Genomic DNA, 21,744 nt, shown 5'->3' with positions numbered 1-21,744 from the left:
TGGGCGCGGTGTTCGCGGTGTTCGACCGGGAGCCGCCAGGCTCCTCCTCAAGGATCACCCCGGGAACGCCGCCCCGCCACAGCGGGCCGCGGGGCCGCGTCGCCCGCGGAGAGCGGTCGGCGCAGCCAGGTCGCCCGCGGAGAGCGGTCGGCGCAGCCAGGTCGCCCGCGGAGAGCGGTCGGCGCAGCCAGGTCGCCCGCGGAGAGCGGTCGGCGGGCGGTTGTCAGTGGCGGGTGCCACGCTGGGCACACACGTGATGGCACACAGAGGATCCACGGAAGGACATGATCAGCATGATCACCACGGACTTCGTCCCCGGCTCCCCCTGTTGGCTCGACCTCGGCGCTCCCGACGTCCGCGCCGCGGCGGCCTTCTACAGCGCCGTGCTCGGGTGGGACTACGAATCCATGGGTGAGGGAGAGGACATGGAGGGCGGCATGTTCCGGAAGGACGGCAAGATCGTCGCCGGGCTCGGCAAACTCACCGAGGAAGGCGCCCGTCCGGCTTGGATGATCTACTACAGCGTCACCGACGCGGACGCCACGACCCAGGCCGTGGAGCGCGCCGGCGGCACCGTACGGGTGGCCCCGGCGGACCTCGGCGACTGGGGCCGGATGGCGCAGTACAGCGACCCGCTTCAAGGTCAGTTCGCCGTCTGGCAGCCGGGCACGGACAAGGGTGTCGAGCTGGTGGACAAGCCCGGCTCGCTGTGCTGGACCGAGTTGTACACCACCGACGCAGCGGCCGCGAAGGAGTTCTACGGCGGTATCTTCGGCTGGCAGTTCAGCGATACGGAGCTGCCCGGTGGCGGGGGCACGTACTCCCTCATCACCCCCGCCGGGCTTCCCCCGGAGCGCATGCACGGCGGCCTCATGGAGCTCCCCAAGGAGCACCTCGCCCTGGCGAACGGGCGGCCTTACTGGCACCCGGTCTTCGCCGTCACCGACTGCGACGCCACGGTCGCCAAGGTCACCGAGAACGGCGGCAGCGTGCAGATGGGGCCCGTGGACGCGGAGGGCGTCGGCCGGCTCGCCGTCTGCCTCGACCCGTCGAACGCGGACTTCGTGGTGCTCACCTCGGCCGAGAGCTGAACCCCGACGCGGAGGCGGTTCTCGGGCTCCAAGTGCCAATGGGCCAGATCCTCTGCCCGCCCTCGAGTCGTGGCTGTTATCGCGTCGGCCAGTCCGGTCGGCCGACGTCCTGTCCTGTCAGCAGTTCCGCCGCCTGGTGCTGGGTGTGTTCTGCCGCGACCCGGGCTTCCGCTACGACGTCTCCACGTTCGCGTACCAGGTCTTCATAGATCGGCAGGTGATCGCTTTCAGCGTGCATGCCTGAGATCGTTTCCGCGAGCTCGCTCCTGTTATGCCGTCAGACCCGGTTGAGCCGAGCGGCGATCCCGTGACCGATCAGCAAATACACACCGGCCGGAAGACCATAATTAAGGGCAACGCGTAGACCTTCTGTGTCCATCGTGAAGATGTCCCGTGCCCACCCGGACAGCCAGTCCGCCGTTCCGTGCACGAAATCGACGAATGCATTCGCCTGGTTCGCGTCAAGCAGGTAGAGCACGATCCACAGACCCAGCAAGCCGGCCGCGACGTCGGCGATCGTGCAGATCGCGAGAGCTGTCCGCCGTGCGGCGACCTGATTGCGCATGGACCGATCGGGCGTGGAGGAGTGGTCGTACGTCTGGTATCCAGGAGCCGGGTCGATGTTGCTCACAAGAAATCCAATCCGAGGCGCTGTTGTGTCGAAAGGTCGCCCGGTGCCGAGATTTCAGCCCCGCGAGCAACCCACTTCTTTCTGCCTCAGCGTCACGCGTGCGCGACCGTGTTACACCCCGTCCGTTATGGCCCAAATATGGTTTCCTATTCTGGCACTTACCAAAATGTTTACGCGGGAGGGCATATTGCGGGTATGTCAGTCCGTGCCGAGTTCCATCGCGGCGCGGTCGAGGAGTTCGTCGTCACCGGAGACCTCGCCGCGGGAGGCGATGGCCTCGGCGCCGCCCTCCGGGAGGGTGCCGATCAGGCCGGTCGCGGCCGCCTGGGCGGCGCCGATGGCGGGGCTCCCGGTACCGATCAGGCCGAGCCCGGCGTACTGCTCCAGCTTGGCGCGCGAGTCGGCGATGTCGAGGTTGCGCATGGTGAGCTGGCCGATCCGGTCCACCGGGCCGAACGCCGAGTCCTCGGTGCGCTCCATGGACAGCTTGTCCGGGTGGTAGCTGAACGCCGGGCCCGTGGTGTCGAGGATCGAGTAGTCCTCACCGCGCCGCAGCCGCAGCGTGACCTCGCCGGTGACCGCCGAGCCGACCCAGCGCTGCAGCGACTCGCGGATCATCAGCGACTGCGGGTCGAGCCAGCGACCCTCGTACATCAGCCGGCCGAGGCGCCGCCCCTCGGTGTGGTACTGGGCGAGGGTGTCCTCGTTGTGGATCGCGTTGACCAGGCGCTCGTACGCCGCGTGCAGCAGGGCCATGCCGGGGGCCTCGTAGATGCCGCGGCTCTTGGCCTCGATGATCCGGTTCTCGATCTGGTCCGACATGCCGAGGCCGTGGCGGCCGCCGATGGCGTTGGCCTCCATGACCAGGTCGACCGGGGAGACGAACTCCTTGCCGTTGATCTTCACCGGGCGGCCCTGGTCGAAGCCGATCGTCACGTCCTCGGTGAGGATCTCGACCTCGGGGTCCCAGAACCGCACGCCCATGATGGGCTCCACGGTCTCCACGCCGGTGTCCAGGTGCTCCAGGGTCTTGGCCTCGTGCGTGGCGCCCCAGATGTTGGCGTCGGTGGAGTACGCCTTCTCCGTGCTGTCCCGGTAGGGCAGGTCGTGGGCGAGCAGCCACTCCGACATTTCCTTGCGGCCGCCCAGCTCGGTCACGAAGTCCGCGTCCAGCCAGGGCTTGTAGATCCGCAGGTGGGGGTTGGCGAGCAGGCCGTACCGGTAGAACCGCTCGATGTCGTTGCCCTTGAAGGTCGAGCCGTCGCCCCAGATCTGCACGTCGTCCTCAAGCATCGCCCTGACCAGGAGCGTGCCGGTGACGGCGCGGCCCAGCGGCGTGGTGTTGAAGTAGGCACGCCCGCCCGAGCGGATGTGGAACGCCCCGCAGGTGAGCGCGGCCAGCCCCTCCTCGACCAGCGCCGCGCGACAGTCGACCAGGCGCGCGATCTCGGCGCCGTAGGTCTTCGCGCGGCCGGGCACCGAGGCGATGTCGGGCTCGTCGTACTGGCCGATGTCGGCGGTGTAGGTGCACGGGACGGCGCCCTTGTCGCGCATCCACGCGACCGCGACCGAGGTGTCGAGGCCGCCCGAGAAGGCGATGCCGACGCGCTCGCCGGTGGGAAGGGAGGTGAGGACCTTGGACATGGGAAGAGTATGCATGCTTTCGCATGATCATGCAAAGCCCGAGTTCCTGGCTCTGCACCCGGATCCAGGGCCCTGGGCTCAGGGCTCTGGACTCTGGGCTCTGGACTCCGGCATCGGCCGACGCGGCACTACGGGCCACGCGCGCACCAAGGGTGCCAACAGATCCACGACGAAACCGCGCCACACCTCCACCGTTGATCCGTTATCGTTTCGTGATCGGTTCGGTCTGATCCGATCACTTCCTCATCACACTCTGAAAGAACATGAGCGCGCACAACACCAAGCCTTCCAACGCCCGCCGCCGTCAGAGCGGTCGCGTGTACGCCTCCAGGCGCCGAGGGAACCGGGGAAACCGAGGAAACCCAAGGAAGGGCCCCTGGTTGGGAGGCCTGGCGGTGGTGGCCGTGCTCGGGGCCGCCGGATTCGCCGCCATGGGGTGGGCATCGGGAGGCACGGGAGAGTTACCGGACAACGCCGGGTCCACCGAGCAAGCCAGGCCCACGTCCGGCCCGTCCCGGCCCGCCCCCGGCCCCAACGGCACCAGCAGCCCCTCAGCCTCGACGAGTCCGTCCCCCAGTAGCTCCCCCAGCACGTCGTCCAGCCCCTCCCCGATCGACATCCCCTCCACCGGGCCGGGCACGTTCACCACGGCCTCCGGTGGAAGCGACAAGGTGGGCAAGGGCAGCACCCTGCGCTACCGGGTCGACGTCGAGAAAGGCATAACGCTGTCCGCCGAGGACGTCGCCGAAGAGGTGGAACGCATCCTCGGCGACGCTCGCGGCTGGACGGCGGACGGGCGGTCGGCGTTCCAGCGGGTCTCCGGGGGCGCCACCGACTTCGTCGTCCGGGTCGCGACTCCCGGCACCGTCGACACCATCTGCGGCAGGTCCGGGCTGAACACGAGGGGTGAGGTCAACTGCCGCGTCGGCGACGACGTCATGGTCAACCTCAAGCGCTGGCAACTGGCAACACCCGTGTACGCCAAGGACGTCACTGCCTATCGCGCACTCATAATCAACCACGAGGTCGGTCACTTCCTCGGCCACGGCCATGTCGGCTGCCCGGGCCGGGGCAAACCGGCACCGGCGATGATGCAGCAGATCAAGGGCATGAACGGCTGCGTTCCGAACGTCTGGCCGTACGACGAGGAAGGGCAGCTCGTCACCGGGCCCGCCGTCCCCTGAGCCGGAGCGCATCGGGGCGCGGTTCGCGGTTCGGCCGCGCGGGCTTCGATGCGCGAATGTCGAATGCCGACTTCGGCATGCCGCATGCCGCAGTCGAGCATCGAAAGTCGACATTTTGCCCGCCGGGGAGATGGTTAACATTGCGACAAGGGACGTAGGCAGGGTGCCAAGGCAGCAGGGCAAGCAGGGCACAAGCAGGGCAGGAGTCATGAGCGACCAAGGCAAGGTGGCCCCCGCGCGTCGCCGGGGACTGGCCGACGAGGTGGCCGACAGCATCCGGGAGGCCATCTTCAGCGGGGCCTACGCCCCCGGCGCACAGTTGCGCGAGGTCGAGCTCTCCGGCGCCCTGGACGTCAGCCGCGGCCCGGTGCGCGAGGCGCTGCTGAAGCTGGAGCGCGAGGGCCTGGTACGCAGTGCGTGGCACCGCGGGGCCACCGTGACGACACTGTCCCCCGACGACGTGGCCGAGTTGGACAGCCTGCGGGGCGTGCTGGAACAACTCGCCGTACGGGAGGTCGTCGCCCGTGCCTCGGACGAGGACATCGCGGCCGTCGAGAAGGTGGTCGACACCATGGACCGTGCGGCGGACGAGCACGAGATGGTGCGCTGCGACATCGCCTTCCACGACGCCGTCTACGCGGCCGCCCGGCACCGTCGCCTCGAAGAGGCGTGGCAGGCCATCCGCTGCCAGGTCCACCTCTTCCTGCTCACCCGGATCGGCCGCAGCACGGACGGCTACCTCACCCACATCCCGGCCGAACACCGCGAACTCGCCGCCGCCCTGCGGGCCCGCGACGCGGAGGCCGCCCTGGCCCTCTTCGCCGCACACCGCCGCGACGCCTTCACTGTGCTCACCGGCACGACGGACGCGGACTGACCCACCCCACGCGCCACCGGCCCGCCCCCGACTCCTCAGCCTTACCGGTCCCGGTGAGGAGCGGCCTAGCCGGACGGGTTCAGGCGGATCAGGGTGATGCCGTACGTGACGATCCAGACGACCCAGGCCAGCCGGCCGACGAGGCCGAGCAGTCCCAAGGGTCCCTCCTCGGCGATGACCATCGGGGCGAGGGTGGCGGAACCGAACATCAGCGCCGCCGCCAGCAACCCCAGCGCCCCGTGCCAGGGCCGGATAAGACCGGCGCGCAGACCTCCGACGGACAGCCCGGTGAGCGCGGTGGCCAGAAAGGTGCCGTTGAGAGTGAACAGCGCGTCGTGCACGCCCACAGCCCCGCGGTCGCCGAGGTGTCGTGGGCGGCCGTCGTGGCCGTGAGCGGGGCGACGAGACCCGGGTACGGGTGTTCTCCTCCTGGCCCGCGGACGTCCTGAGGGAGGGTCTGGACGTGCGGACCGCCGTCGACGTCTACGCCGCCCTCTGCACCGTCGACGTCTACGCCGCGCTCACCACGGAACGCGGCTGGTCACCCGAGCAGGTCGAACGGTGGTGGAGCGAGGCGCCGGCCCGCGAGCTCCTGAGGTGACCCGTCCTCCTGAGGTGCCCCGTCCGCGCGGGACCGACCCGGCTGACCAGGGCGCACGGCACGGCTCACCGGACTGCACGGCACGGATCGCCGCCGCCCGGTCCGGTGAAGCCGGGCGGCGGGTCCCGCGCGGCTCGTCAGGCCGCGGTCGCTGCCACAGTCACGGCCACCAGTCGGGGCTCTTCCGTCTCGTACAGCGACTCGATCAGTGAGCGGCGTGCGCGGGCCACGCGGGAACGGACCGTGCCCACCGGGCAGCCACTGACGAGCGCCGCCTCCGCATAGGGCAGGCCCAGCAGTTGGGTCAGCACGAACGCCTCACGGCGGTCGTCGGGCAGCGCGGCCAGCAGTTCCGCGAGCGCGATGCCGTCGTCGAAGCCCGGCAGACCGCGCGGCTGGGCGCGTTCGGCCGCCGACTGCCAGTCGTCGGTGTCCGACAGGCGGGGCCGGGCGGCGGCGTACCGGATGCTGTCGATCACCGCACGACGCGCGATGGACAGCAGCCAACTGCGCGCCGAGGAGCGGCCTTCGAAGCGGTGCAGGCTGCCGAGGGCCCGCAGGAAGGTGTCCTGGGTCAGGTCGTCGGCGGACTGCGGGTCGGCGCCGAGGTAGGTGACGTAGCGGCTGACGTCCCGGTGCAGGGCGCGGACGAACTTCTCCACGGCGTCGGCGTCGCCGCCGCGCGCGGCGAGCGCCCAGGCGGTTATCGACTCGTCGCGCGACGTGGGCGGGGCAGTCGGCAGGGCAGCCGACCGGGCTGTCGGCGCTGCACCGGGCAAGGCAGCGGGCAGGGCAGTGGGCAGGGCAGGAGTGAACACCTGGTGTCCTTCTCGGGAGTCCGGGAACCGGACCGGCGCAACGGGCACGGCGGTTCCGGTGGTTGATGACGTACGGCCGCGCGGACGTGCGCGACCGATGCCCGAGGCAGGAGCGGAGTGTCGGCGAAGAGGGAAAAGACGGAGGAGTCGGCGACACCTCCGGGTACGGCCCCGGGGAACCGGCTGTCGTCAGAGGACAGCGGTCCCGGCGGGCGGACCCCGAGAGGTGATGGCGTGGACGAGAAGGAGCCGGCGCGGGGTGCGGTCCGAGTAACCCCGACGGGCGCGGACGCGTGGGCGGTGCGGCGGCGCGGGCAGCCGCAGCAACAGGCGCAGGGGGGCGACGAGCCATCCGGCGAGAGCCCGCAGGATACGGAAGGCGGCGCGTTCGCCATGGGCGAGCCACAGGCCGCCCAGCAGGGCGGCGATCAGGTGGACCGTGAGCATGCCCGTCGAGGACATGCCGCCCATGGCATGGCCCGCGGGACCCACCATGTCGATGCCGCCCGCGCCGTCCATGCCGCTCACCGGGATCACCGACCCCGACGCATCCAGGAGCGACGCATCCATGCCCAACGCGTCCTCATGGCTCATGGAGTGCGCGAGCGTCGTCGCGGCGCCCGAACCCCCGTCGGCCTCCGGCGGTGAGCACAGCACATATCGCACCCACCGCTGGGCGAGGGACGCCCCGCCGGGTTCCGGCCGCTCGACCGCCTGCGCGAGCGCGAACAACGAGTGGAGCACCACCTGGGTGGCGACCGCGACGGAACCGACCGCTAGAAGTCCGCGTTCGCGGTGGGCGAGGCACCACACCGTCCCGCCCGTCGCCAGAGCTCCGGCGACCAGTGCCCACCAGGGCACCTCGACACCGGACGTCATCACGTGTCCCTGCACGGCGAACAGCACGCAGACGGCCGCGAACACCGCAGCCCTCAGCGCGCGAGAACACCGTCCAGCAGTCATGGCGGTTCATCCTTGCACCGGCACCTCGGCTGTCACAGCTTGGTACGGAAATCCACCGGGTAAACCGCTCAGTCCCGCAAGCGTGATCCACACCACAACAATGTGTCGTAAACCGAGGGAGGTTCGGGCCGCGCCGATCACGAACTCGCGATGGCCGCCGCACTCCCGCCGTATGCGCCCCGCCTAATGCACCCCCCCCACCGCGTACACCCTCACCGCGCTAGCGCCCCGACACCGCACTGCCCTGCTCGGCATGGGCCGCTCCCTGTCCCGAAACGCACTCCTTCGGAGCGCTGCGTCCAGGCAGTCGTCGTAGCGCCCCAAGGCCGAGTCCCCGGCCCCTGAAGAGCTCGCGCGGCGTCCGGCCTCCGGCCAGGCACCACAGGGCGATGACCGGGTCGCAGATCGCGCAGCCGAGCGAGGAGTCGGCGAAGAAGGGGATGATCGGGTTGCCCTTGATGTGGTGGACGACGTCCCAGGCGGTGTGCAGCAGCCAGCCGATGCCGATGAAGGTCCACGACTCCAGCCCGCGGTAGGCGACGTACGTGACGACCGCGGCGAAGGCGAACTCCCAGCCGCCCAGGCCGCCGCCGCTCAGGTACGCGGCGCCCGCTCCGGCGACCATGACCGCGTTGAAGGGCCTGCGGTGCGGTTCGCGGATGAGGGACATCAGCAGTGCGTAAAGGATGCCGATGACGACGGGCATGACGTACTGCATGGAGGCGCCTTTTCCTGGGGCGGGTGCGGGAACGGTTCACGACCGTACGTCCGCGCCAGTACGCCCCCCAGAGGCATAATCGACAGGTTCCAACGGGTTACCGCCACGCCGGTGTCACCGCCACACCGGTGTTGACGCCCTCGATTCCTTAGCCGTCCCCCAGATGACCCCGAGCCATCCCTGATTCATCCCTGAGCCATCCCCGAGCTATCCCCCAGATGTGTCAGAAATCTTTGACAGGTGTGCGGGGCGGCCGTCAGCCTTTTCTGACAGGTACGACGGAAAGGGCTCGCGATGCCCGAGGTCCCGCCTCCGGCACCGACCGGTGACGAGTTGCTGAAGGTGCTCTCCGCTCTCGGCAATCCGCACCGCATGCGGATCATCGCGGCGCTCACGGAGAACCGGAACTACGTCAGCGCGCTGGCTCGCGAGATCGGCATGGGCCGCCCGCTGCTGCACATGCATCTGCAGCGGCTGGAGGCAGCCGGACTCGTCGTCGGCACGCTTGAGCTCGCGGAGGACGGCAAGACGATGAAGTACTTCGAAGTCTCCCCCTTCTTCTACGAGTTGACGCCCCACATCATCACCCGGGCGGCCGCGACGATCACCGAGAAGGCTGATCCCGCCGAGGAAACCGACCGGACCGCGAGAGAGGAGGCGAAGTGAATCAGGAACAGGTGACGCTCGCCGCCGGAGCCGACGAGCTGGGAGTTCTGGTCGGCGCCGTCGGCGCGGCCGGCTTCTTCAGCCTGCTGATCGTGATCGTCTGGCAGGTCGCCGCCACCTGGCGGGCCCGGATGCTGGCCGCGCGCGAGCAGCAGTACAAGGAGTTGGCGGCGAGGTACGCACAACTCCTGGAGGACACCGTGGAGTTGCAGCGCCGCACGGTCGAGGAGCAACGGCAGACCCTCGACGAGCTGACGCAGACACGGCTCGCGGTCGGCTCGATGGAGAAGATGATGCGCGAGATCGAATAGGTCAGGACAGGACAGGACAGGAGTCGCAGGGCCTGCGGCGCGACCCCAGGGGATGCGCGCCCCTCAGTCCGCCGCGTCCCGCCTCACCGTCCTCTCAGGACGTCGTCCGGGCGAAACGGAGGGACGCCGTGACCGTGGTGCGGCCGCGCATCATGCCCAACTGGTTCCAGTCCATGCCGAACTGCTCCCGGTCCACGCTGAACTCCGCCGTCAGCGTGACCGCGTCGGCGCTCACCTCCGCGAGGCGTGCGGTGAGGGACTGCGGACGGCTGATGCCGCGCACGCTCAGCTGACCGGCGACCTGAACGGCCCCGTCACTCGCGGGCGCCGCGCTGCGCACGACGAAGGTGAGCTCGGGGTGCCGGTCCGCGTCGAAGAAGTCGGCGGACCGCAGGTGCGTGTCGCGCTTGGCGTTCTTGGTGTCCAGGGACGTGGCATCCAGGGTGATCGAACCGGTGGCGGCCCCGTCGGCCCCCACCTCGCCCTCGCCCGTGAGCCCGGTGAAGGTGCCCTTCACGGTGACCAGCCCCCACATCGTCTTGTGCTGGACACCGACGGTGGAACGGGTGGGGTCGAGCTGCCAGGTCCCGGTTTCGACTGCGACGGACATGAGGTTCTCCTGAGAAGGGCGGGGTGGAGGTGGACACGACGACTCAGCGACGAACGACCCGCCAGTCGTCCAAATTTGGATGACCTCAGGCTAGTCGATGCTCCAAATTTGGACAACAGATAGACTGGGACCTCATGGCCGACTCCCCGCCCCCGCCGACCCGCCCGGACACGACCCGACCGGCGGGGCCGCCCTGCTGCCCCCGAACTACGGGCCTGGATGGGACTGCTGGCCGCCGCGGGCGCGATCGAGCAGCAACTTCGCCCCCTGGTGAAGGAGACGCTCGACATCTCCCACGACGAGTTCCTGGTGCTGTGCCTGCTCGCCGACGGCCCCGCCACCGGCCTGCGCATGACGCAGATCGCCGAGCGTCTCGGCCGCCCCAAGACCCGGCTCACCTATCAGGTCGCCTGCCTCCAGCACGCCGGACTGATCACCCGCAACACCGCGTGCGGCGACCGGCGCGGCATCCAGGTGGCGCTCACCGACAAGGCGCGCCGGCTCCTGAGCGAGGCCTCCGCCTCACTCGCCGGCGCCGTCACCCGGGCGGTCGAGGGCCTGGAGGGGCAGCACGACTGCACGGTGATGCGCGCCCTGCTGCCCAAGCCGGCGGACACCGAGAACGACATGTAGGCCTCCCGGGACCCCGAGGTCCCAGAAGGCCTACATGACCGGAGCGGACTCGGCCCTCAACGGGCCTGTGGAAACGAAGGACCCCGCCCGGCAAGACTCGCGGCAAGACCCGCCGCAAGCCCGTGGCAGGACCCTCAAGCCGACGCAGAAGCCCCTCCCCCGCCTCAGAACCCGGGGAAGACCCTCCGCAGATCGTCCAGCGTCAGGACGTCCCCGGTGAGGGTCACGCTCGCCGGCGTGTACGCGGGCGCGTGGCGGCCGGTCGTGAGGCGCAGCCACCACTCGGCGGGTGCGCCCAGGACCGCGTCGGGCTCGGCCGGTTCGTCGCCGAGTCCGACCGCCTCGCCGAGGTCGAGACCGAAGGACCGCTCGGGCGCGGTGGTGCGTACCGCGAGACGGACCGCGCGACTCTCCAGGGCATCGGCCTTGCCGAGGAAGCCGATGAGCATCCCGGCCTGGTCGAGCAGCGGTCCGGTCGCGTCGGACGCCAGGACGGCCGCCGGATCGAAGGCGACCTCGACGTCCCAGGTGTGGAAGGTGAACTCGCTGAGCCGCAGGCCCGCCGCCGTGGCCACGTCCACGGGCGTCGGCAGGAAACCGAGGTTGATCCTCAGATCCTCGCGCGCCCGCGCGTCCAGGCTCTCGTAGCGTGCGACCAGCGCCTCGTTGGCGGGCACGAAGGCCTCGGCCCGCTCGCCGGGGGACATCGCGTCCCAGCGCGCCCATACCGACTTGTTGAAGTCCGCGTCCTTGGGCCCAGTGCCCTCCAGGGCGCCTTCGAGGGTGGCCAGGCCGATCTCCGCACCGCTGCCCAGGTGGCTGAGCACCTGCGACACGTCCCACTCCGCCGCCCCGGACGCCCGGGTGAGGTCGTCGGCGCCCCAGCCGCCCGCCAGTGAGGCGAGGTGGTCGTGTCCGCTGCGCAGGGCGGCGATGATCCGGTCGGCGCGTTCACTCATGAATGTCTCCAAAAACGGTAGGCGGTTTCCAGCGGTCACGGTCACGGTCGTCCTCGTGCCCGGGGTGGATCTCATGTCCGCGCTCGCCCCTGGTGACTTGACGCTTCAACCGCAACCTAAAACAGCTTCACTTGAACAGTCAATCAAATCCTTCGTCCCGTAAGTGGCCGGAAACACGCGGTTCCTCGACGTTCCGCGCCCGCGCAGAGAGGGGAGCTTGAACGAGGAACCCATCACGCCACAGGGGACTGGGCCGACCCACGGGAGTCGCCGGATTGGGGCACGAGATGAGTCGTACGCCGCACACCGTCACCGTCGCCGAACTCGTCCCCGGGGATCTGCTCGCCCTCTCGGCGCGGGACGCCGACGTGGACCGCTGGTACGTCGTGATGCACACCCTTCCGGTGCGTCCCGAGGCGATCCGGGTGACGCTGCGGCCGCCGCTCGGCGGCGCCGACCGCGACGAGGAGCTCGACCGGACCCGGACCGTGACCGTCGGCGACCACCGCGTGGACACCGCCGGGATTCCTCTCCTCACCTCCGCCAACCTGAGAGCCGTGGACTTCCGGGACGGCGACCGCGTCGACTTCCTGCGCACGGTCGATCCGCACGCGGTCGAGGACACGTACGTACGGCGACGGGGCGGCTGGAGCCACGACACACCGGGCGACCGCGCGGACAGCCGCGCAGACCACCGTGCGGGAAACCATGCGGACCACCGTCCCGAACCACCGCTCTCGGACGCGGAGTTGAGGAAGCGGGCGGCCGAGGCCGTCGACCACGTCGTACGGCACCACCCGCGCCGCGCCCGGCCGGCGACGAGCCGGACCGGCGGACCGCGACGGGTGGTGGTCACCGGGCTGGGCGCCGTGACCCCACTCGGTGTCGGCGTCGACGAGCTGTGGGCGGGGCTGCTCGAAGGGCGCTGCGGGATACGGGAACTCGACGGGGAGGAGTTCGCCGGCCTGCCCGTACGCATCGCGGGGACCGTACCCGTGGACCCGGCCGCGCTGCTGCCCCGGCCGCAGGCCCGGCGGATGAACCGGGCCGCCCAGTTCGCGGTGCTGGCCGCACGGGAGGCGTGGCAGGACGCCGGGTTCGACCCCGCGGGCACGGCCGAGAGCGGGCCGGCCCCCGAGCGGGTCGGGGTCTCGGCGGGGGCCATCCTCGGCGACGCGTCCGTCCTCGTCGGCGGTGACCGGCGGCTGCGAGAGAAGGGCCCCAGGGGCGTGTCCCCTCTGACCACCCCCATGACCGTGCCCTCGCAGGCCGCGTCCCAGGTGTCCCTGGCGCTGCGGATCACCGGCGAGGCCCGCACGGTGACCAGCGCGTGCGCCTCCGGCACCGAGGCGATCGGAGAAGCCGTGGACCGCATACGGTACGGGCGGATCGACGTGGCCCTCGCCGGCGGGGCCGAAGCCGTCGTCACCCCGGCGATCATGGCGTCCTTCGCTGCCATGCGGGCGCTGTCGACCCACGGGCTCGGGGACGGTGAGAGCCCCTCGCGCCCCTTCGCCAGGGACCGCGACGGGTTCGTGAACGGGGAGGGCGCCGGGTTCCTGTTGCTGGAGGCGGAGGAGCACGCACGGGCCCGTGGCGCGCGGATCTACTGCGAGGCCGCGGGCTGGGGACTCTCCGCCGACGCCCACCACATGGCCGCGCCCGACCCGACCGGCACGGGGGTCGCGCTCGCGCTGCGGCGGGCGCTGGCCGACGCGGGGGCCGAGGCCGCGGACGTCGTACACGTCAACGCCCACGCCACGGCCACCGCCGACGGCGACCTCGCCGAGGCGCGGGCGCTGAAGTCCGTACTGGGGGGCTGCCGGGTGCCGGTCACCGCGCTCAAGGGGCACCTCGGGCATCTGCAGGGTGCGGCGGGCGGAGTCGAGGCCGTCGCCACGGTCCTCACCCTCCATCACGGGATCGTCCCGCCCACGATCGGTTGCGCCGAGCAGGACCCCGCGATCGAGCTGGACGTGGTGACCAAGGCCCCGCGGCCACTGCCCGCGCGGGGGGACGTGGCGTTGAGCAACTCGTTCGGGTTCGGGGGCCACAACGCGGTGCTCGCGCTGCGGCGGGTGCGGGGGTGAGGGGGCGGTTGCTGTCGGCCCCGTTGCGCTCGGTGCCCTCAGCGGGCGCCCGTGCCGAGCCGTGGCGGCTCAGGCCGACGCGCGCTTCTTCGTCGTCTTCTTGGCCGCCGTCTTCTTCGCACCTGTCGTGGACTTGGCGGCAGTCTTCTTCGTCGCCGCCGTCGACGTGGCCGCGGACGTGGACGTGGACCTCTTCGCCGTTGATGTCGACTTCCTCGCCCCCGTCGTGGTCCGGGTGGTCTTCTTCGCCGCCGCCGTCTTCTTCGCACCCGCCGTGGACTTCTTGCCGGCCCTCTCCTTGGAGGCAGCGCCGGACGGCCTGCGCGAGGGCGTCTTGCCCTTGAGGGGGGTCACCTCGGCGACCTCCTCGCCGCGGGACTCCTTGGCCGCGCGGACGCTGCTCTCCAGGGCGGACATGAGGTCGAGGACCTTGCCGGCCCGCGGCTCGGCGGGGGCGACCGGTGGTGCCTCGCCGGAGGCCTTCGCGGCGATGAGTTCCTCGACGGCCTCGCGGTAGTCGTCGTGGAGGTCGGCGAGGTCGACCTCGCCAAGGGTGTCCATGAGGGCGTCGGCGAGGTCGAGTTCCTTCTCCTGCACGGTGACGTTCGTGTCGGGGGCGACCTCGTCGGTCGCGCGGATCTCGTCCGGCCACAGCAGTCCGTGCATGGCGATCACGTCGTCCACGACACGGAGCATGCCGAGCCGTTCCCGCCCGCGCAGCGCGAACTTGCAGATGGCGACCTTCTGGCTGCGTCTGAGCGCCTCTCTGAGCAGCGCGTACGGCTTCGCGGCGGGCACGCCGTTCGCGGAGAGGTAGTACGCCGCGTCCATCTGGAGCGGATCGATGCGGTCGGCCGGGACGAACGCCTCGATCTCGATGGTCTTGGCGGTGGGGATCGGCAGCGAGGCCAGGTCCTCGTCGGTGATGGGGATGATCGAGCCGTCCGCGGCCTCGTACCCCTTGCTGATCTCGTCCTGCGTCAGCTCGCGGTCCTCGAGCTCGCAGATCTTGCGGTAGCGGACTCGGCCGCCGTCCTTCAGATGGATCTGGCGGAAGGAGATCGAGTGGCTCTCGGTGGCGTTCACCAGCTTGATCGGGATGCTGACCAGGCCGAAGGAGATGGCCCCGTTCCAAATGGATCGCACGAACCTCACGCTATCCCCGACCGGCTGGGAGCGCCTGCCGAGCGCGTGGGCACTGCCGCCTTCGCGTGCGCTGGGCCTGCGCGTGCGCTGGGCCTGCGTGGGCACGCAGGCCCAGCGATCGGCACACTCGGCGAAGTTTGCCCGCTTTTCTTGGTATTTTCATGGGATTCTCGTCGTATGACGCCGATCACGGAGGTGGAGGGCCGGAGGGTGGCCCTCTCCAACCTGGAGAAGGTCCTGTATCCCGCGACCGGCTTCACCAAGGCCGAGGTGCTGCACTACTACGCGACGACCGCGGAGCCGCTGCTGGCGCACCTCCGGGACCGGCCACTGTCGTTCCTGCGCTACCCGGACGGGCCCGACGGCCAGCTCTTCTTCGCCAAGAACGTGCCACCGGGCACGCCCGACTGGGTCACGACCGCCGAGGTGCCGCGCTCCGAGGGGCCGGCCCGGATGGTGCTCGTGCAGGACCTGGCGAGCCTGATGTGGGCGGCGAACCTGGTGACCGAGTTCCACACTCCCCAGTGGCTCATCGGCGCGCCGGGCGAGGCCGACCGCCTGGTCTTCGATCTCGATCCCGGCCCGCCCGCGACGATCGTCGAGTGCTGCCGGGTCGCACTGTGGCTGCGGGACCGGCTCGCGGCGGACGGGATCAAGGCGCACGCGAAGACGTCCGGGGCGAAGGGGCTGCACCTGCTGGCGGCTGTGCGGCCGACTCCCTCCCGGCGGGTGACGGAGTACGCCAAGGAGCTGGCCGTGGGGGCGGAGAGGGCGATGCCTCGGCTCGTCGTGCACCGGATGACGCGGAGCCTGCGGCCCAGGAAGGTGTTCGTCGACTGGAGCCAGAACGCCGCGCGCAAGACCACGGCGGCTCCGTACACCTTGCGGGCGCGGCCCGAGCCGAGCGTGTCCACGCCGGTGACCTGGGAAGAAGTCGCGGACTGCACGGATCCGGGGCAGCTCGTCTTCTGCGCGCCCGATCTTGAGTCCCGGCTGCAGGCGTACGGGGATCTTCTGGCGCCGTTGCTGGATCCCGCGGGGGCCGGGGCGTTGCCTTGAGCGGGGGCGGTCCGGGGTGCGCCGGGCTTTCCTCGCCCTCGCCGCCCCTACCCGTCCCATCACCAGGGGCTCTGCCCTTCAACCCCGCCAGGGGGCTCCGCCCCCTTCAACCCCCGCTCCTCAACCCCCGCTCCTCAAACGCCGGAGGGGCTGGATCGAAACGCCGGAGGGGCTGGATCGGCCGGCTCACACCCTCGACCACGTGTGCCGGTCCCGCGCCATCGCGTGGAGTGCCTCCACGTCCGCCGGTTTGAGGATTCCGCCCGAGCGGGCGAGCTCCGCGAGGTCCGTGTCCCGCAGGACGCGGGCCTCGCGCAGGGCTGCGATCACCTCGACGCCGGACGGACCGACGGGGGCCAGCACCGGGTACACCTCCGCCGTGAGCGCGTACGAGGCGCGGGCCGCGTCCGCGCGGACCTGCCGGAGCAGCGGGCTCGGCTCGCGGCGGCCGACCGTGACCATGGGGTCGGCGACCAGCACGCGCTGTTTACGGGCGTACAGGGCGCGGACGCAGAACAGACCTCCCGGCCCGATCACCAGGTGATGGATACGGTCGCCGCCCGGCAGCGGGATCGAGTGCAGGGTGCGCCAGCCCGCGCCCTCCAGGAGGTCCAGGGCCTCGCCGACCGTCTGCTCCGCGGTCAGGGCCCGGCGACGCGGGTCCGGGCGCAGGCGCCGGGACGGGCCCGGATCGCGGTCGAGAGCGATCAGGAGCGCCTCACCCGGGCGGTTCGGGGCCAGGTCGTCGTCCGGCGGCAGGGTGAGCCGGGCGAGCTCCGCGGGGGTCGGCACCGGGGGCGGGCCCACCGTGACCGGGCCGGTCAGGAAGGGGCCGAGCACGTGCAGCACGTCCTCCCGCCGGTCCTCACCGAGCAGGTTGACCCGGCCCGTCTCCCTGTCGTACCAGGCGATGTTCCGCCCGTCCGTGAGGCAGACGTAGAGCCGGTCCTGTCCGTGCCGCCGGCTCGGTACGACCCGCAGTCCGCTCATGCGGCATCACCCCCGACCATGGGAACAGGCGGGGTGCTCCAGGGGCAAGGACCCGGTTACCTTTGGGATGAGTTGGGGGAGGTGCCGTTGCGGACCAGCAGGATGCAACCCGATGTCCCGGCCCCGGACCGCCCGTGGAGCGAGATCGTGCCCGGCCTGTGGATGGGCGGTCACGAGTTCGCCGGGCGTTCCGGCGAGCGGGAGTTCGCCGTCGTGCACGACGAGTTCGATCTTGTCCTGACCCTGCTGAGGCTCCCGGGACACGGGCCGGACGACGGCGTCGAGCACCATGTGTGGCCCATCCCGGACGGGCCGCTGGACGGGACCCAGCTCGCGGGCGTGATGCGGCTCGCGCAGACCGCGTCCGAGGCGCTGCAGGAGGGGCGCAGCGTGCTCGTGCGCTGTTACCACGGGTACAACCGCTCCGGGCTCGTCGTGGCCCAGTCCCTGATCCGGGAGGGCCGCTCCCCCGACGACGCGATCCACCTCATCCGCTCGCGCCGCTCACCGTGGGCCCTGCACAACGAACTGTTCGTGGACTACCTGCGCACCGGCCTGGCCACGGCACGCCTCCTGGAGGAGCTGGCGGAGGAGGTCGCCGAGTAGCGTGAGCTCGGGGTCCCGCGTGATCTTCCGCATGATCTCGCCTGCTCATGACGCCCGACAGGCCGGTCACCAAGTGCACAATTATGGCTGACTGTCACGACATAACGGGACATCAGCCATCTCGCTTGCTACGTTCCGGGCATGACCAAGGCCGGAACGACCGTGGCGGCGGACCCGTCCCCTCCGGCGCTACGCCTGCCCCGGCGCCGTGGCGTGGAACTCGCCCTCATCGTCGTCGCCGTCCTGCTCTCCGTGTACGGCTACTGCGCTGTCGGTCTCGCGCACAGCGGCACCGTCCCGCCCGGCGCCGCCCGTTACGGAGCCGGGCTCGGCGTACTCGCCCTGCTCGCGCACTGCGCGGTGCGGTTCCGGGCGCCGTACGCCGATCCGCTGCTGCTGCCGATCGCCGTCCTGCTCAACGGCCTGGGCCTGGTACTGATCTACCGTCTCGACCTGGAGACCCCGCACGACCAGGCGGCGCCCGCGCAGCTCAACTGGTCCACGCTGGGTGTCGCGCTGTTCATCGCGGCCGTGGTGCGGTTGCGGGACCACCGGGTGCTCCAGCGCTACGCGTACGTGTCCGTCGCCGGTGCGCTGGGCCTGCTGGCACTGCCGATCCTCTTCCCCGCGGTGAACGGCGCCCGCATCTGGATCAGGGTCTTCGGATTCTCCATCCAGCCGGGCGAGTTCGCGAAGGTGCTGCTGGCCGTCTTCTTCGCCAGCTATCTGGCGGCGAACAGGAACGCGCTCGCGTACAGCGGCCGCCGTGTCTGGCGGTTCCACCGGCTCCAGCTGCCCACCGGGCGGATCCTCGGCCCGGTCGTCGCCGTCTGGCTGCTCAGTGTGGGCGTCCTGGTCCTGGAGCGGGACCTGGGGACGTCGCTGCTGTTCTTCGGGCTGTTCGTGATCCTGCTGTACGTCGCCACCGGCCGCACCGGCTGGATCGCGGTGGGGCTGCTGCTGGCGGTCGTGGGCGCCGTCGCGGTGGGCCGGCTGGAGCCGCATGTGCACAGCAGGGTCGAGGACTGGCTGCACCCCTTCGCGTCGATCGAGGCGGGCCTGGGGCCCAACCAGCTTGCCCAGGCCCTCTTCTCGTTCGCCGCGGGCGGTGTGCTCGGCACCGGCCTCGGTCTCGGCCACTCGATCCTGATCGGGTTCGCGGCCAAGTCGGACTTCATCCTGGCGACGGCGGGCGAGGAGCTCGGCCTCGCGGGTCTGTCGGCGATCTTCCTGCTGTACGCGCTGCTGGTGGAGCGCGGCTACCGGGCGGGCCTCGCCCTGCGGGACCCCTTCGGCAGGCTCCTGGCGATCGGCCTCGCCTCGATCGTCGCCCTGCAGGTGTTCGTCATCGCGGGCGGGGTGACCGGGCTGATCCCGCTGACCGGCATGGCGATGCCGTTCCTCGCGCAGGGCGGCTCCTCGGTCATCACCAACTGGCTCATCGTGGCGCTGCTGATCCGGATCAGCGACTCGGCCCGCAGTCAGTACGACGGGAGAGGGGCGCCGTGAGCGGCACAGGTCCCAGGCGCACGGGAGGTCCGCTCATGGCGAAGTACATCCGCCGGGCCGCCTTTCTCTCCGCGTTCCTCTTCCTCGCCCTCCTCGTGAACGCCGCCCGCGTCCAGGTCTTCCAGGCAGGCACGTACGACGACAACCCCGCCAACCGCCGGACGGCGATCGCCCGCTGGAGCAAGCCGCGCGGGGACATCGTCGTCGGTGACCACGCGGTCACCGGCTCCCGCGACACCGGCGAGCAGCTCCGCCACGAGCGGACGTACCGCGACGGCCCGCTGTACGCGCACGTCACCGGCTTCGCCTCGCAGTTGTACGGGTCGAGTCTCCTGGAGGACGCGGAGGACGGCGTGCTGGCGGGCACCGATCCGATGCTGTCCCTGCTGCCGGTCTGGAACGACGTGACGCGGTCCCGGACCCCGGGCGGTCGGGTCGTCACGACCATCGACCCGGCGGCACAGCGGGCGGCCTTCGACGGGCTGAAGAACCGGCGGGGCGCGGTCGCGGCGCTCGAACCGGCCACCGGACGCGTCCTGGCGCTGGTGTCCACACCGTCGTACGACCCGGGAGAGCTGTCCGGGAACGGCCCAGCGGTGGCGGGGGCATGGGCGCGGCTGAACGGGGACCCGGCCAAGCCGATGCTCAACCGGGCGATCCGGCAGACCTATCCGCCGGGTTCGACGTTCAAGGTGGTGACGGCGGCGGCGGCGCTGGACTCGGGAGTGATCACGGACGTGGACGCGCCGACGGGGTCCCCGGACCCGTTCACCCTGCCCGGCACGCGGACCTCGCTGTCGAACGAGGCCGAAGGCTGCGAGGACGCGTCCCTGCGCCGTGCCTTCGAGTGGTCGTGCAACACGGTCTTCGCCAAGCTGGGCACGGACGTGGGGCTGAGCCGGATGACGAGCACGGCACGGAACTTCGGTTTCAACGACCGCAGGCTGCAGATCCCGTTCGCGGTCGCGCCGAGCAGTTTCGACACCACGATGGACTCGGCCCAGCTCGCGCTCTCCTCCATCGGGCAGTACAACACGCGGGCCACCCCGCTGCAGATGGCCATGGTCACGGCGGCCGTCGCGAACGGCGGCTCGGTCATGGCGCCCCATCTGGTGGAACGCACGACCACGAGCATCGGGGCCACGCTCAAGGCGAGGGGCCCGCATACGCGGCGTCTGGCGATGAACCCGGCGACGGCCGCGGAGCTGCGCGAGCTGATGACCGGCGTGGTGAAGGAGGGCACCGGCGCGAACGCCGCGATCCCCGGCGCGACGGTCGGCGGGAAGACCGGCACCGCCCAGCACGGCATCGGCAACTCCGGCACCCCGTACGCCTGGTTCATCTCCTGGGCCCGCGCGGACGACGCGATCGACCCGGCCGTCGCGGTCGCCGTCGTCGTCGAGGACGCGAACGCCGACCGCAGCGACATCAGCGGTGGCGGCGACGCGGCCCCCATCGCCCGCGCGGTGATGGAGGCCGTACTGAAGACGGCGGCAGCGGACCAGCCGGGGAAGTGGGCGGGGCGGGGCCACAGGTGACCCGAAGGCCTGGGACACCCCGTCCAGTTGGACGGCTCGTCAACAAGTGGTGTCCCAAGCATTGACGGGCTTGCTGACAAGCGGTCTCATAACCGGTGACCGCCGGCAGCCCTAGGGGGACAGCGACGATGACGACGGTGACCGAGGCCGAGGTGCTGCGCGACGCGCTCGGTCTGCTCAAGGACCGGGAGCAGGTGGCCGAGCGGCTCCTCGCCTCCTCCGCCAAACACTCCTTCGACCCGGACGAGGAACTCGACTGGGACGCCCCCTTCGAGGACGGCAAGTGGTTCTGGCCTCCGGAGCTGGTCTCCCTGTACGGCACGCCGATGTGGCGGCGGATGGGCGAGGAGCAGCGGATCCTGCTGTCGCAGCACGAGGCGGCGGCGCTCGCCTCGCTCGGGATCTGGTTCGAGATCATCCTGATGCAGCTGCTGGTGCGGCACATCTACGACAAAGCGGCGACGAGCGCGCACGTCCGCTACGCGCTGACCGAGATCGAGGACGAGTGCCGGCACTCGAAGATGTTCGCGCGCCTGATCGCGCGGGGCGGCACACCCTGGTACCCGGTGAGCCGGGTCCACCGGAACATGGGCCGCCTCTTCAAGACGGTCTCCACGACTCCGGGCTCCTTCACCGCGACGCTGCTGGGTGAGGAGGTGCTGGACTGGATGCAGCGCCTGACGTTCCCCGACGAACGCGTCCAGCCCCTCATCCGCGGCGTGACCCGCATCCACGTGGTGGAGGAGGCCCGCCACGTCCGGTACGCCCGTGAGGAACTCCGCCGCCAGATGCTGACGGCCCCGCGCTGGTCCCAGGAGTTCACCCGCGTCACGTCGGGCGAGTTCGCTCGGATCTTCTCGGTGGCCTTCGTCAACCCCGAGGTCTACACGAACACGGGCCTGGACCGAGGCGAGGCCGTGGCCCAGGTGAGGGCCAGCGCCCACCGCCGGGAGGTCATGCAGACCGGAGCGAAGCGGCTGACGGACTTCCTGGACGACATCGGGGTGCTGCGGGGAGTGGGGCGCCGGCTGTGGCGGTCGTCAGGGCTGCTGGCGTAAGAACATCCGCCGGCAGAAGCCCGACAGAAGCCCGACAGAGGC

At 70.8% G+C, this 21,744-nt stretch carries 23 protein-coding genes; 13 read left to right on the top strand and 10 right to left on the bottom strand.

Going from position 1 to position 21,744, the window contains the following annotated elements:
• The first annotated feature begins 293 nt into the window (after nucleotides 1-293).
• Entirely contained in the window at nucleotides 294-1,091 is a 798-nt protein-coding gene (locus E0500_RS16580; RefSeq protein WP_131559070.1) for a VOC family protein, read from the top strand.
• Nucleotides 1,092-1,368: 277 nt separating this feature from the next.
• Here the strand turns inward: E0500_RS16580 and E0500_RS16575 are convergent, their stop codons facing one another.
• Nucleotides 1,369-1,722, bottom strand: coding sequence for a hypothetical protein (locus tag E0500_RS16575; protein ID WP_131558972.1), 354 nt, complete (start codon nucleotides 1,720-1,722; stop codon nucleotides 1,369-1,371).
• A gap of 198 nt (nucleotides 1,723-1,920) precedes the next feature.
• Nucleotides 1,921-3,366 carry an argininosuccinate synthase gene (gene argG / locus E0500_RS16570; protein WP_131558970.1) on the bottom strand — a complete coding sequence of 482 codons (1,446 nt, stop codon included), beginning with the start codon at nucleotides 3,364-3,366 and terminating at the stop codon, nucleotides 1,921-1,923.
• A 398-nt stretch (nucleotides 3,367-3,764) separates the two neighbouring features.
• On the opposite strand from argG, the gene E0500_RS16565 reads away from it, so the two are divergent.
• Nucleotides 3,765-4,550 carry a DUF3152 domain-containing protein gene (locus E0500_RS16565; protein WP_309505226.1) on the top strand — a complete coding sequence of 262 codons (786 nt, stop codon included), beginning with the start codon at nucleotides 3,765-3,767 and terminating at the stop codon, nucleotides 4,548-4,550.
• Between the two features lie 208 nt (nucleotides 4,551-4,758).
• Entirely contained in the window at nucleotides 4,759-5,427 is a 669-nt protein-coding gene (locus E0500_RS16560; RefSeq protein WP_131570239.1) for a GntR family transcriptional regulator, read from the top strand.
• A gap of 65 nt (nucleotides 5,428-5,492) precedes the next feature.
• On the opposite strand, the gene E0500_RS16555 is transcribed toward E0500_RS16560, so the two are convergent.
• Entirely contained in the window at nucleotides 5,493-5,774 is a 282-nt protein-coding gene (locus E0500_RS16555) for a hypothetical protein (RefSeq protein WP_309505078.1), read from the bottom strand.
• Between the two features lie 23 nt (nucleotides 5,775-5,797).
• Between E0500_RS16555 and E0500_RS16550 the strand changes: the two genes are divergently transcribed.
• Complete coding sequence (locus tag E0500_RS16550; RefSeq protein WP_258572803.1) at nucleotides 5,798-6,028, top strand: hypothetical protein; 231 nt, start codon at nucleotides 5,798-5,800, stop codon at nucleotides 6,026-6,028.
• Nucleotides 6,029-6,165: 137 nt separating this feature from the next.
• Here the strand turns inward: E0500_RS16550 and E0500_RS16545 are convergent, their stop codons facing one another.
• The 3 genes from E0500_RS16545 to E0500_RS16535 all read right to left on the bottom strand — a co-directional run bounded on the left by E0500_RS16545 (nucleotide 6,166) and on the right by E0500_RS16535 (nucleotide 8,527).
• On the bottom strand, nucleotides 6,166-6,846 hold the full coding sequence (locus E0500_RS16545) for a sigma-70 family RNA polymerase sigma factor (RefSeq protein WP_399119311.1): 681 nt from the start codon (nucleotides 6,844-6,846) through the stop codon (nucleotides 6,166-6,168).
• A 189-nt stretch (nucleotides 6,847-7,035) separates the two neighbouring features.
• A complete protein-coding gene (locus E0500_RS16540; RefSeq protein ID WP_131570237.1) occupies nucleotides 7,036-7,809 on the bottom strand; it encodes a hypothetical protein in 774 nt (257 codons plus the stop codon).
• 220 nt (nucleotides 7,810-8,029) lie between these two features.
• Entirely contained in the window at nucleotides 8,030-8,527 is a 498-nt protein-coding gene (locus E0500_RS16535; RefSeq protein ID WP_220140524.1) for a DUF6010 family protein, read from the bottom strand.
• A 294-nt stretch (nucleotides 8,528-8,821) separates the two neighbouring features.
• Here E0500_RS16535 and E0500_RS16530 point away from each other — a divergent pair, with 294 nt between their 5' ends.
• Both E0500_RS16530 and E0500_RS16525 read left to right on the top strand, forming a co-directional pair.
• On the top strand, nucleotides 8,822-9,193 hold the full coding sequence (locus E0500_RS16530; protein WP_131570235.1) for a winged helix-turn-helix domain-containing protein: 372 nt from the start codon (nucleotides 8,822-8,824) through the stop codon (nucleotides 9,191-9,193).
• The gene (locus E0500_RS16525; RefSeq protein ID WP_165935196.1) at nucleotides 9,190-9,504 is read left to right on the top strand and encodes a hypothetical protein; all 315 of its coding nucleotides are present in this window, start codon (nucleotides 9,190-9,192) and stop codon (nucleotides 9,502-9,504) included. The genes E0500_RS16530 and E0500_RS16525 overlap by 4 nt, the downstream gene beginning before the upstream one ends.
• Nucleotides 9,505-9,598: 94 nt before the next feature.
• Here E0500_RS16525 and E0500_RS16520 read toward each other — a convergent pair whose 3' ends face one another.
• Nucleotides 9,599-10,114, bottom strand: a complete 516-nt coding sequence (locus E0500_RS16520; RefSeq protein ID WP_131570234.1) for a YceI family protein — start codon at nucleotides 10,112-10,114, stop codon at nucleotides 9,599-9,601.
• Nucleotides 10,115-10,333: 219 nt separating this feature from the next.
• Between E0500_RS16520 and E0500_RS16515 the strand changes: the two genes are divergently transcribed.
• Entirely contained in the window at nucleotides 10,334-10,747 is a 414-nt protein-coding gene (locus E0500_RS16515) for a MarR family transcriptional regulator (RefSeq protein WP_181587028.1), read from the top strand.
• Between the two features lie 164 nt (nucleotides 10,748-10,911).
• Here the strand turns inward: E0500_RS16515 and E0500_RS16510 are convergent, their stop codons facing one another.
• Nucleotides 10,912-11,706: a maleylpyruvate isomerase family mycothiol-dependent enzyme gene (locus tag E0500_RS16510; protein WP_131570231.1), complete on the bottom strand. Its 795-nt coding sequence runs from the start codon at nucleotides 11,704-11,706 to the stop codon at nucleotides 10,912-10,914.
• Nucleotides 11,707-11,993: 287 nt separating this feature from the next.
• Between E0500_RS16510 and E0500_RS16505 the strand changes: the two genes are divergently transcribed.
• The gene (locus E0500_RS16505; protein WP_131570229.1) at nucleotides 11,994-13,796 is read left to right on the top strand and encodes a beta-ketoacyl synthase; all 1,803 of its coding nucleotides are present in this window, start codon (nucleotides 11,994-11,996) and stop codon (nucleotides 13,794-13,796) included.
• Between the two features lie 69 nt (nucleotides 13,797-13,865).
• On the opposite strand, the gene E0500_RS16500 is transcribed toward E0500_RS16505, so the two are convergent.
• Complete coding sequence (locus tag E0500_RS16500) at nucleotides 13,866-14,951, bottom strand: Ku protein (RefSeq protein ID WP_131570228.1); 1,086 nt, start codon at nucleotides 14,949-14,951, stop codon at nucleotides 13,866-13,868.
• Between the two features lie 168 nt (nucleotides 14,952-15,119).
• Between E0500_RS16500 and ligD the strand changes: the two genes are divergently transcribed.
• A complete protein-coding gene (ligD, locus tag E0500_RS16495) occupies nucleotides 15,120-16,001 on the top strand; it encodes a non-homologous end-joining DNA ligase (RefSeq protein ID WP_131570226.1) in 882 nt (293 codons plus the stop codon).
• Nucleotides 16,002-16,187: 186 nt separating this feature from the next.
• Here ligD and E0500_RS16490 read toward each other — a convergent pair whose 3' ends face one another.
• Nucleotides 16,188-16,991, bottom strand: a complete 804-nt coding sequence (locus E0500_RS16490) for a nuclease-related domain-containing protein (RefSeq protein WP_131563126.1) — start codon at nucleotides 16,989-16,991, stop codon at nucleotides 16,188-16,190.
• Between the two features lie 87 nt (nucleotides 16,992-17,078).
• Between E0500_RS16490 and E0500_RS16485 the strand changes: the two genes are divergently transcribed.
• The 4 genes from E0500_RS16485 (at nucleotide 17,079) to E0500_RS16470 (ending at nucleotide 21,702) form a co-directional block, all read left to right on the top strand.
• Nucleotides 17,079-17,597, top strand: a complete 519-nt coding sequence (locus tag E0500_RS16485; protein WP_131563124.1) for a dual specificity protein phosphatase family protein — start codon at nucleotides 17,079-17,081, stop codon at nucleotides 17,595-17,597.
• Nucleotides 17,598-17,738: 141 nt separating this feature from the next.
• Nucleotides 17,739-19,106, top strand: coding sequence for an FtsW/RodA/SpoVE family cell cycle protein (locus E0500_RS16480; RefSeq protein ID WP_131563122.1), 1,368 nt, complete (start codon nucleotides 17,739-17,741; stop codon nucleotides 19,104-19,106).
• A 35-nt stretch (nucleotides 19,107-19,141) separates the two neighbouring features.
• Nucleotides 19,142-20,644 (top strand): penicillin-binding protein 2, encoded by a 1,503-nt coding sequence (locus tag E0500_RS16475; RefSeq protein WP_131563120.1) that lies wholly within the window; start codon nucleotides 19,142-19,144, stop codon nucleotides 20,642-20,644.
• 128 nt (nucleotides 20,645-20,772) lie between these two features.
• The gene (locus tag E0500_RS16470) at nucleotides 20,773-21,702 is read left to right on the top strand and encodes a diiron oxygenase (RefSeq protein WP_131563118.1); all 930 of its coding nucleotides are present in this window, start codon (nucleotides 20,773-20,775) and stop codon (nucleotides 21,700-21,702) included.
• Nucleotides 21,703-21,744 lie beyond the last annotated feature (42 nt).

The organism is Streptomyces sp. KM273126 (genome assembly GCF_004337435.2).
Lineage (GTDB): Bacteria > Actinomycetota > Actinomycetes > Streptomycetales > Streptomycetaceae > Streptomyces > Streptomyces acidicola.
The sequence above is the reverse complement of the archived record's forward strand: the minus strand, read 5'-3'. Positions and strand labels throughout refer to the sequence as shown.

Coding starts and splice junctions, on each gene's coding strand:
- E0500_RS16580 (WP_131559070.1), top strand. CDS start 294: ATGATCACCACGGACTTCGTCCCCGGCTCCCCCTGTTGGCTCGACCTC.
- argG (WP_131558970.1), bottom strand. CDS start 3,366: ATGTCCAAGGTCCTCACCTCCCTTCCCACCGGCGAGCGCGTCGGCATC.
- E0500_RS16560 (WP_131570239.1), top strand. CDS start 4,759: ATGAGCGACCAAGGCAAGGTGGCCCCCGCGCGTCGCCGGGGACTGGCC.
- E0500_RS16540 (WP_131570237.1), bottom strand. CDS start 7,809: ATGACTGCTGGACGGTGTTCTCGCGCGCTGAGGGCTGCGGTGTTCGCG.
- E0500_RS16535 (WP_220140524.1), bottom strand. CDS start 8,527: ATGCAGTACGTCATGCCCGTCGTCATCGGCATCCTTTACGCACTGCTG.
- E0500_RS16530 (WP_131570235.1), top strand. CDS start 8,822: ATGCCCGAGGTCCCGCCTCCGGCACCGACCGGTGACGAGTTGCTGAAG.
- E0500_RS16520 (WP_131570234.1), bottom strand. CDS start 10,114: ATGTCCGTCGCAGTCGAAACCGGGACCTGGCAGCTCGACCCCACCCGT.
- E0500_RS16515 (WP_181587028.1), top strand. CDS start 10,334: ATGGGACTGCTGGCCGCCGCGGGCGCGATCGAGCAGCAACTTCGCCCC.
- E0500_RS16510 (WP_131570231.1), bottom strand. CDS start 11,706: ATGAGTGAACGCGCCGACCGGATCATCGCCGCCCTGCGCAGCGGACAC.
- E0500_RS16505 (WP_131570229.1), top strand. CDS start 11,994: ATGAGTCGTACGCCGCACACCGTCACCGTCGCCGAACTCGTCCCCGGG.
- ligD (WP_131570226.1), top strand. CDS start 15,120: ATGACGCCGATCACGGAGGTGGAGGGCCGGAGGGTGGCCCTCTCCAAC.
- E0500_RS16490 (WP_131563126.1), bottom strand. CDS start 16,991: ATGAGCGGACTGCGGGTCGTACCGAGCCGGCGGCACGGACAGGACCGG.
- E0500_RS16480 (WP_131563122.1), top strand. CDS start 17,739: ATGACCAAGGCCGGAACGACCGTGGCGGCGGACCCGTCCCCTCCGGCG.
- E0500_RS16475 (WP_131563120.1), top strand. CDS start 19,142: ATGGCGAAGTACATCCGCCGGGCCGCCTTTCTCTCCGCGTTCCTCTTC.
- E0500_RS16470 (WP_131563118.1), top strand. CDS start 20,773: ATGACGACGGTGACCGAGGCCGAGGTGCTGCGCGACGCGCTCGGTCTG.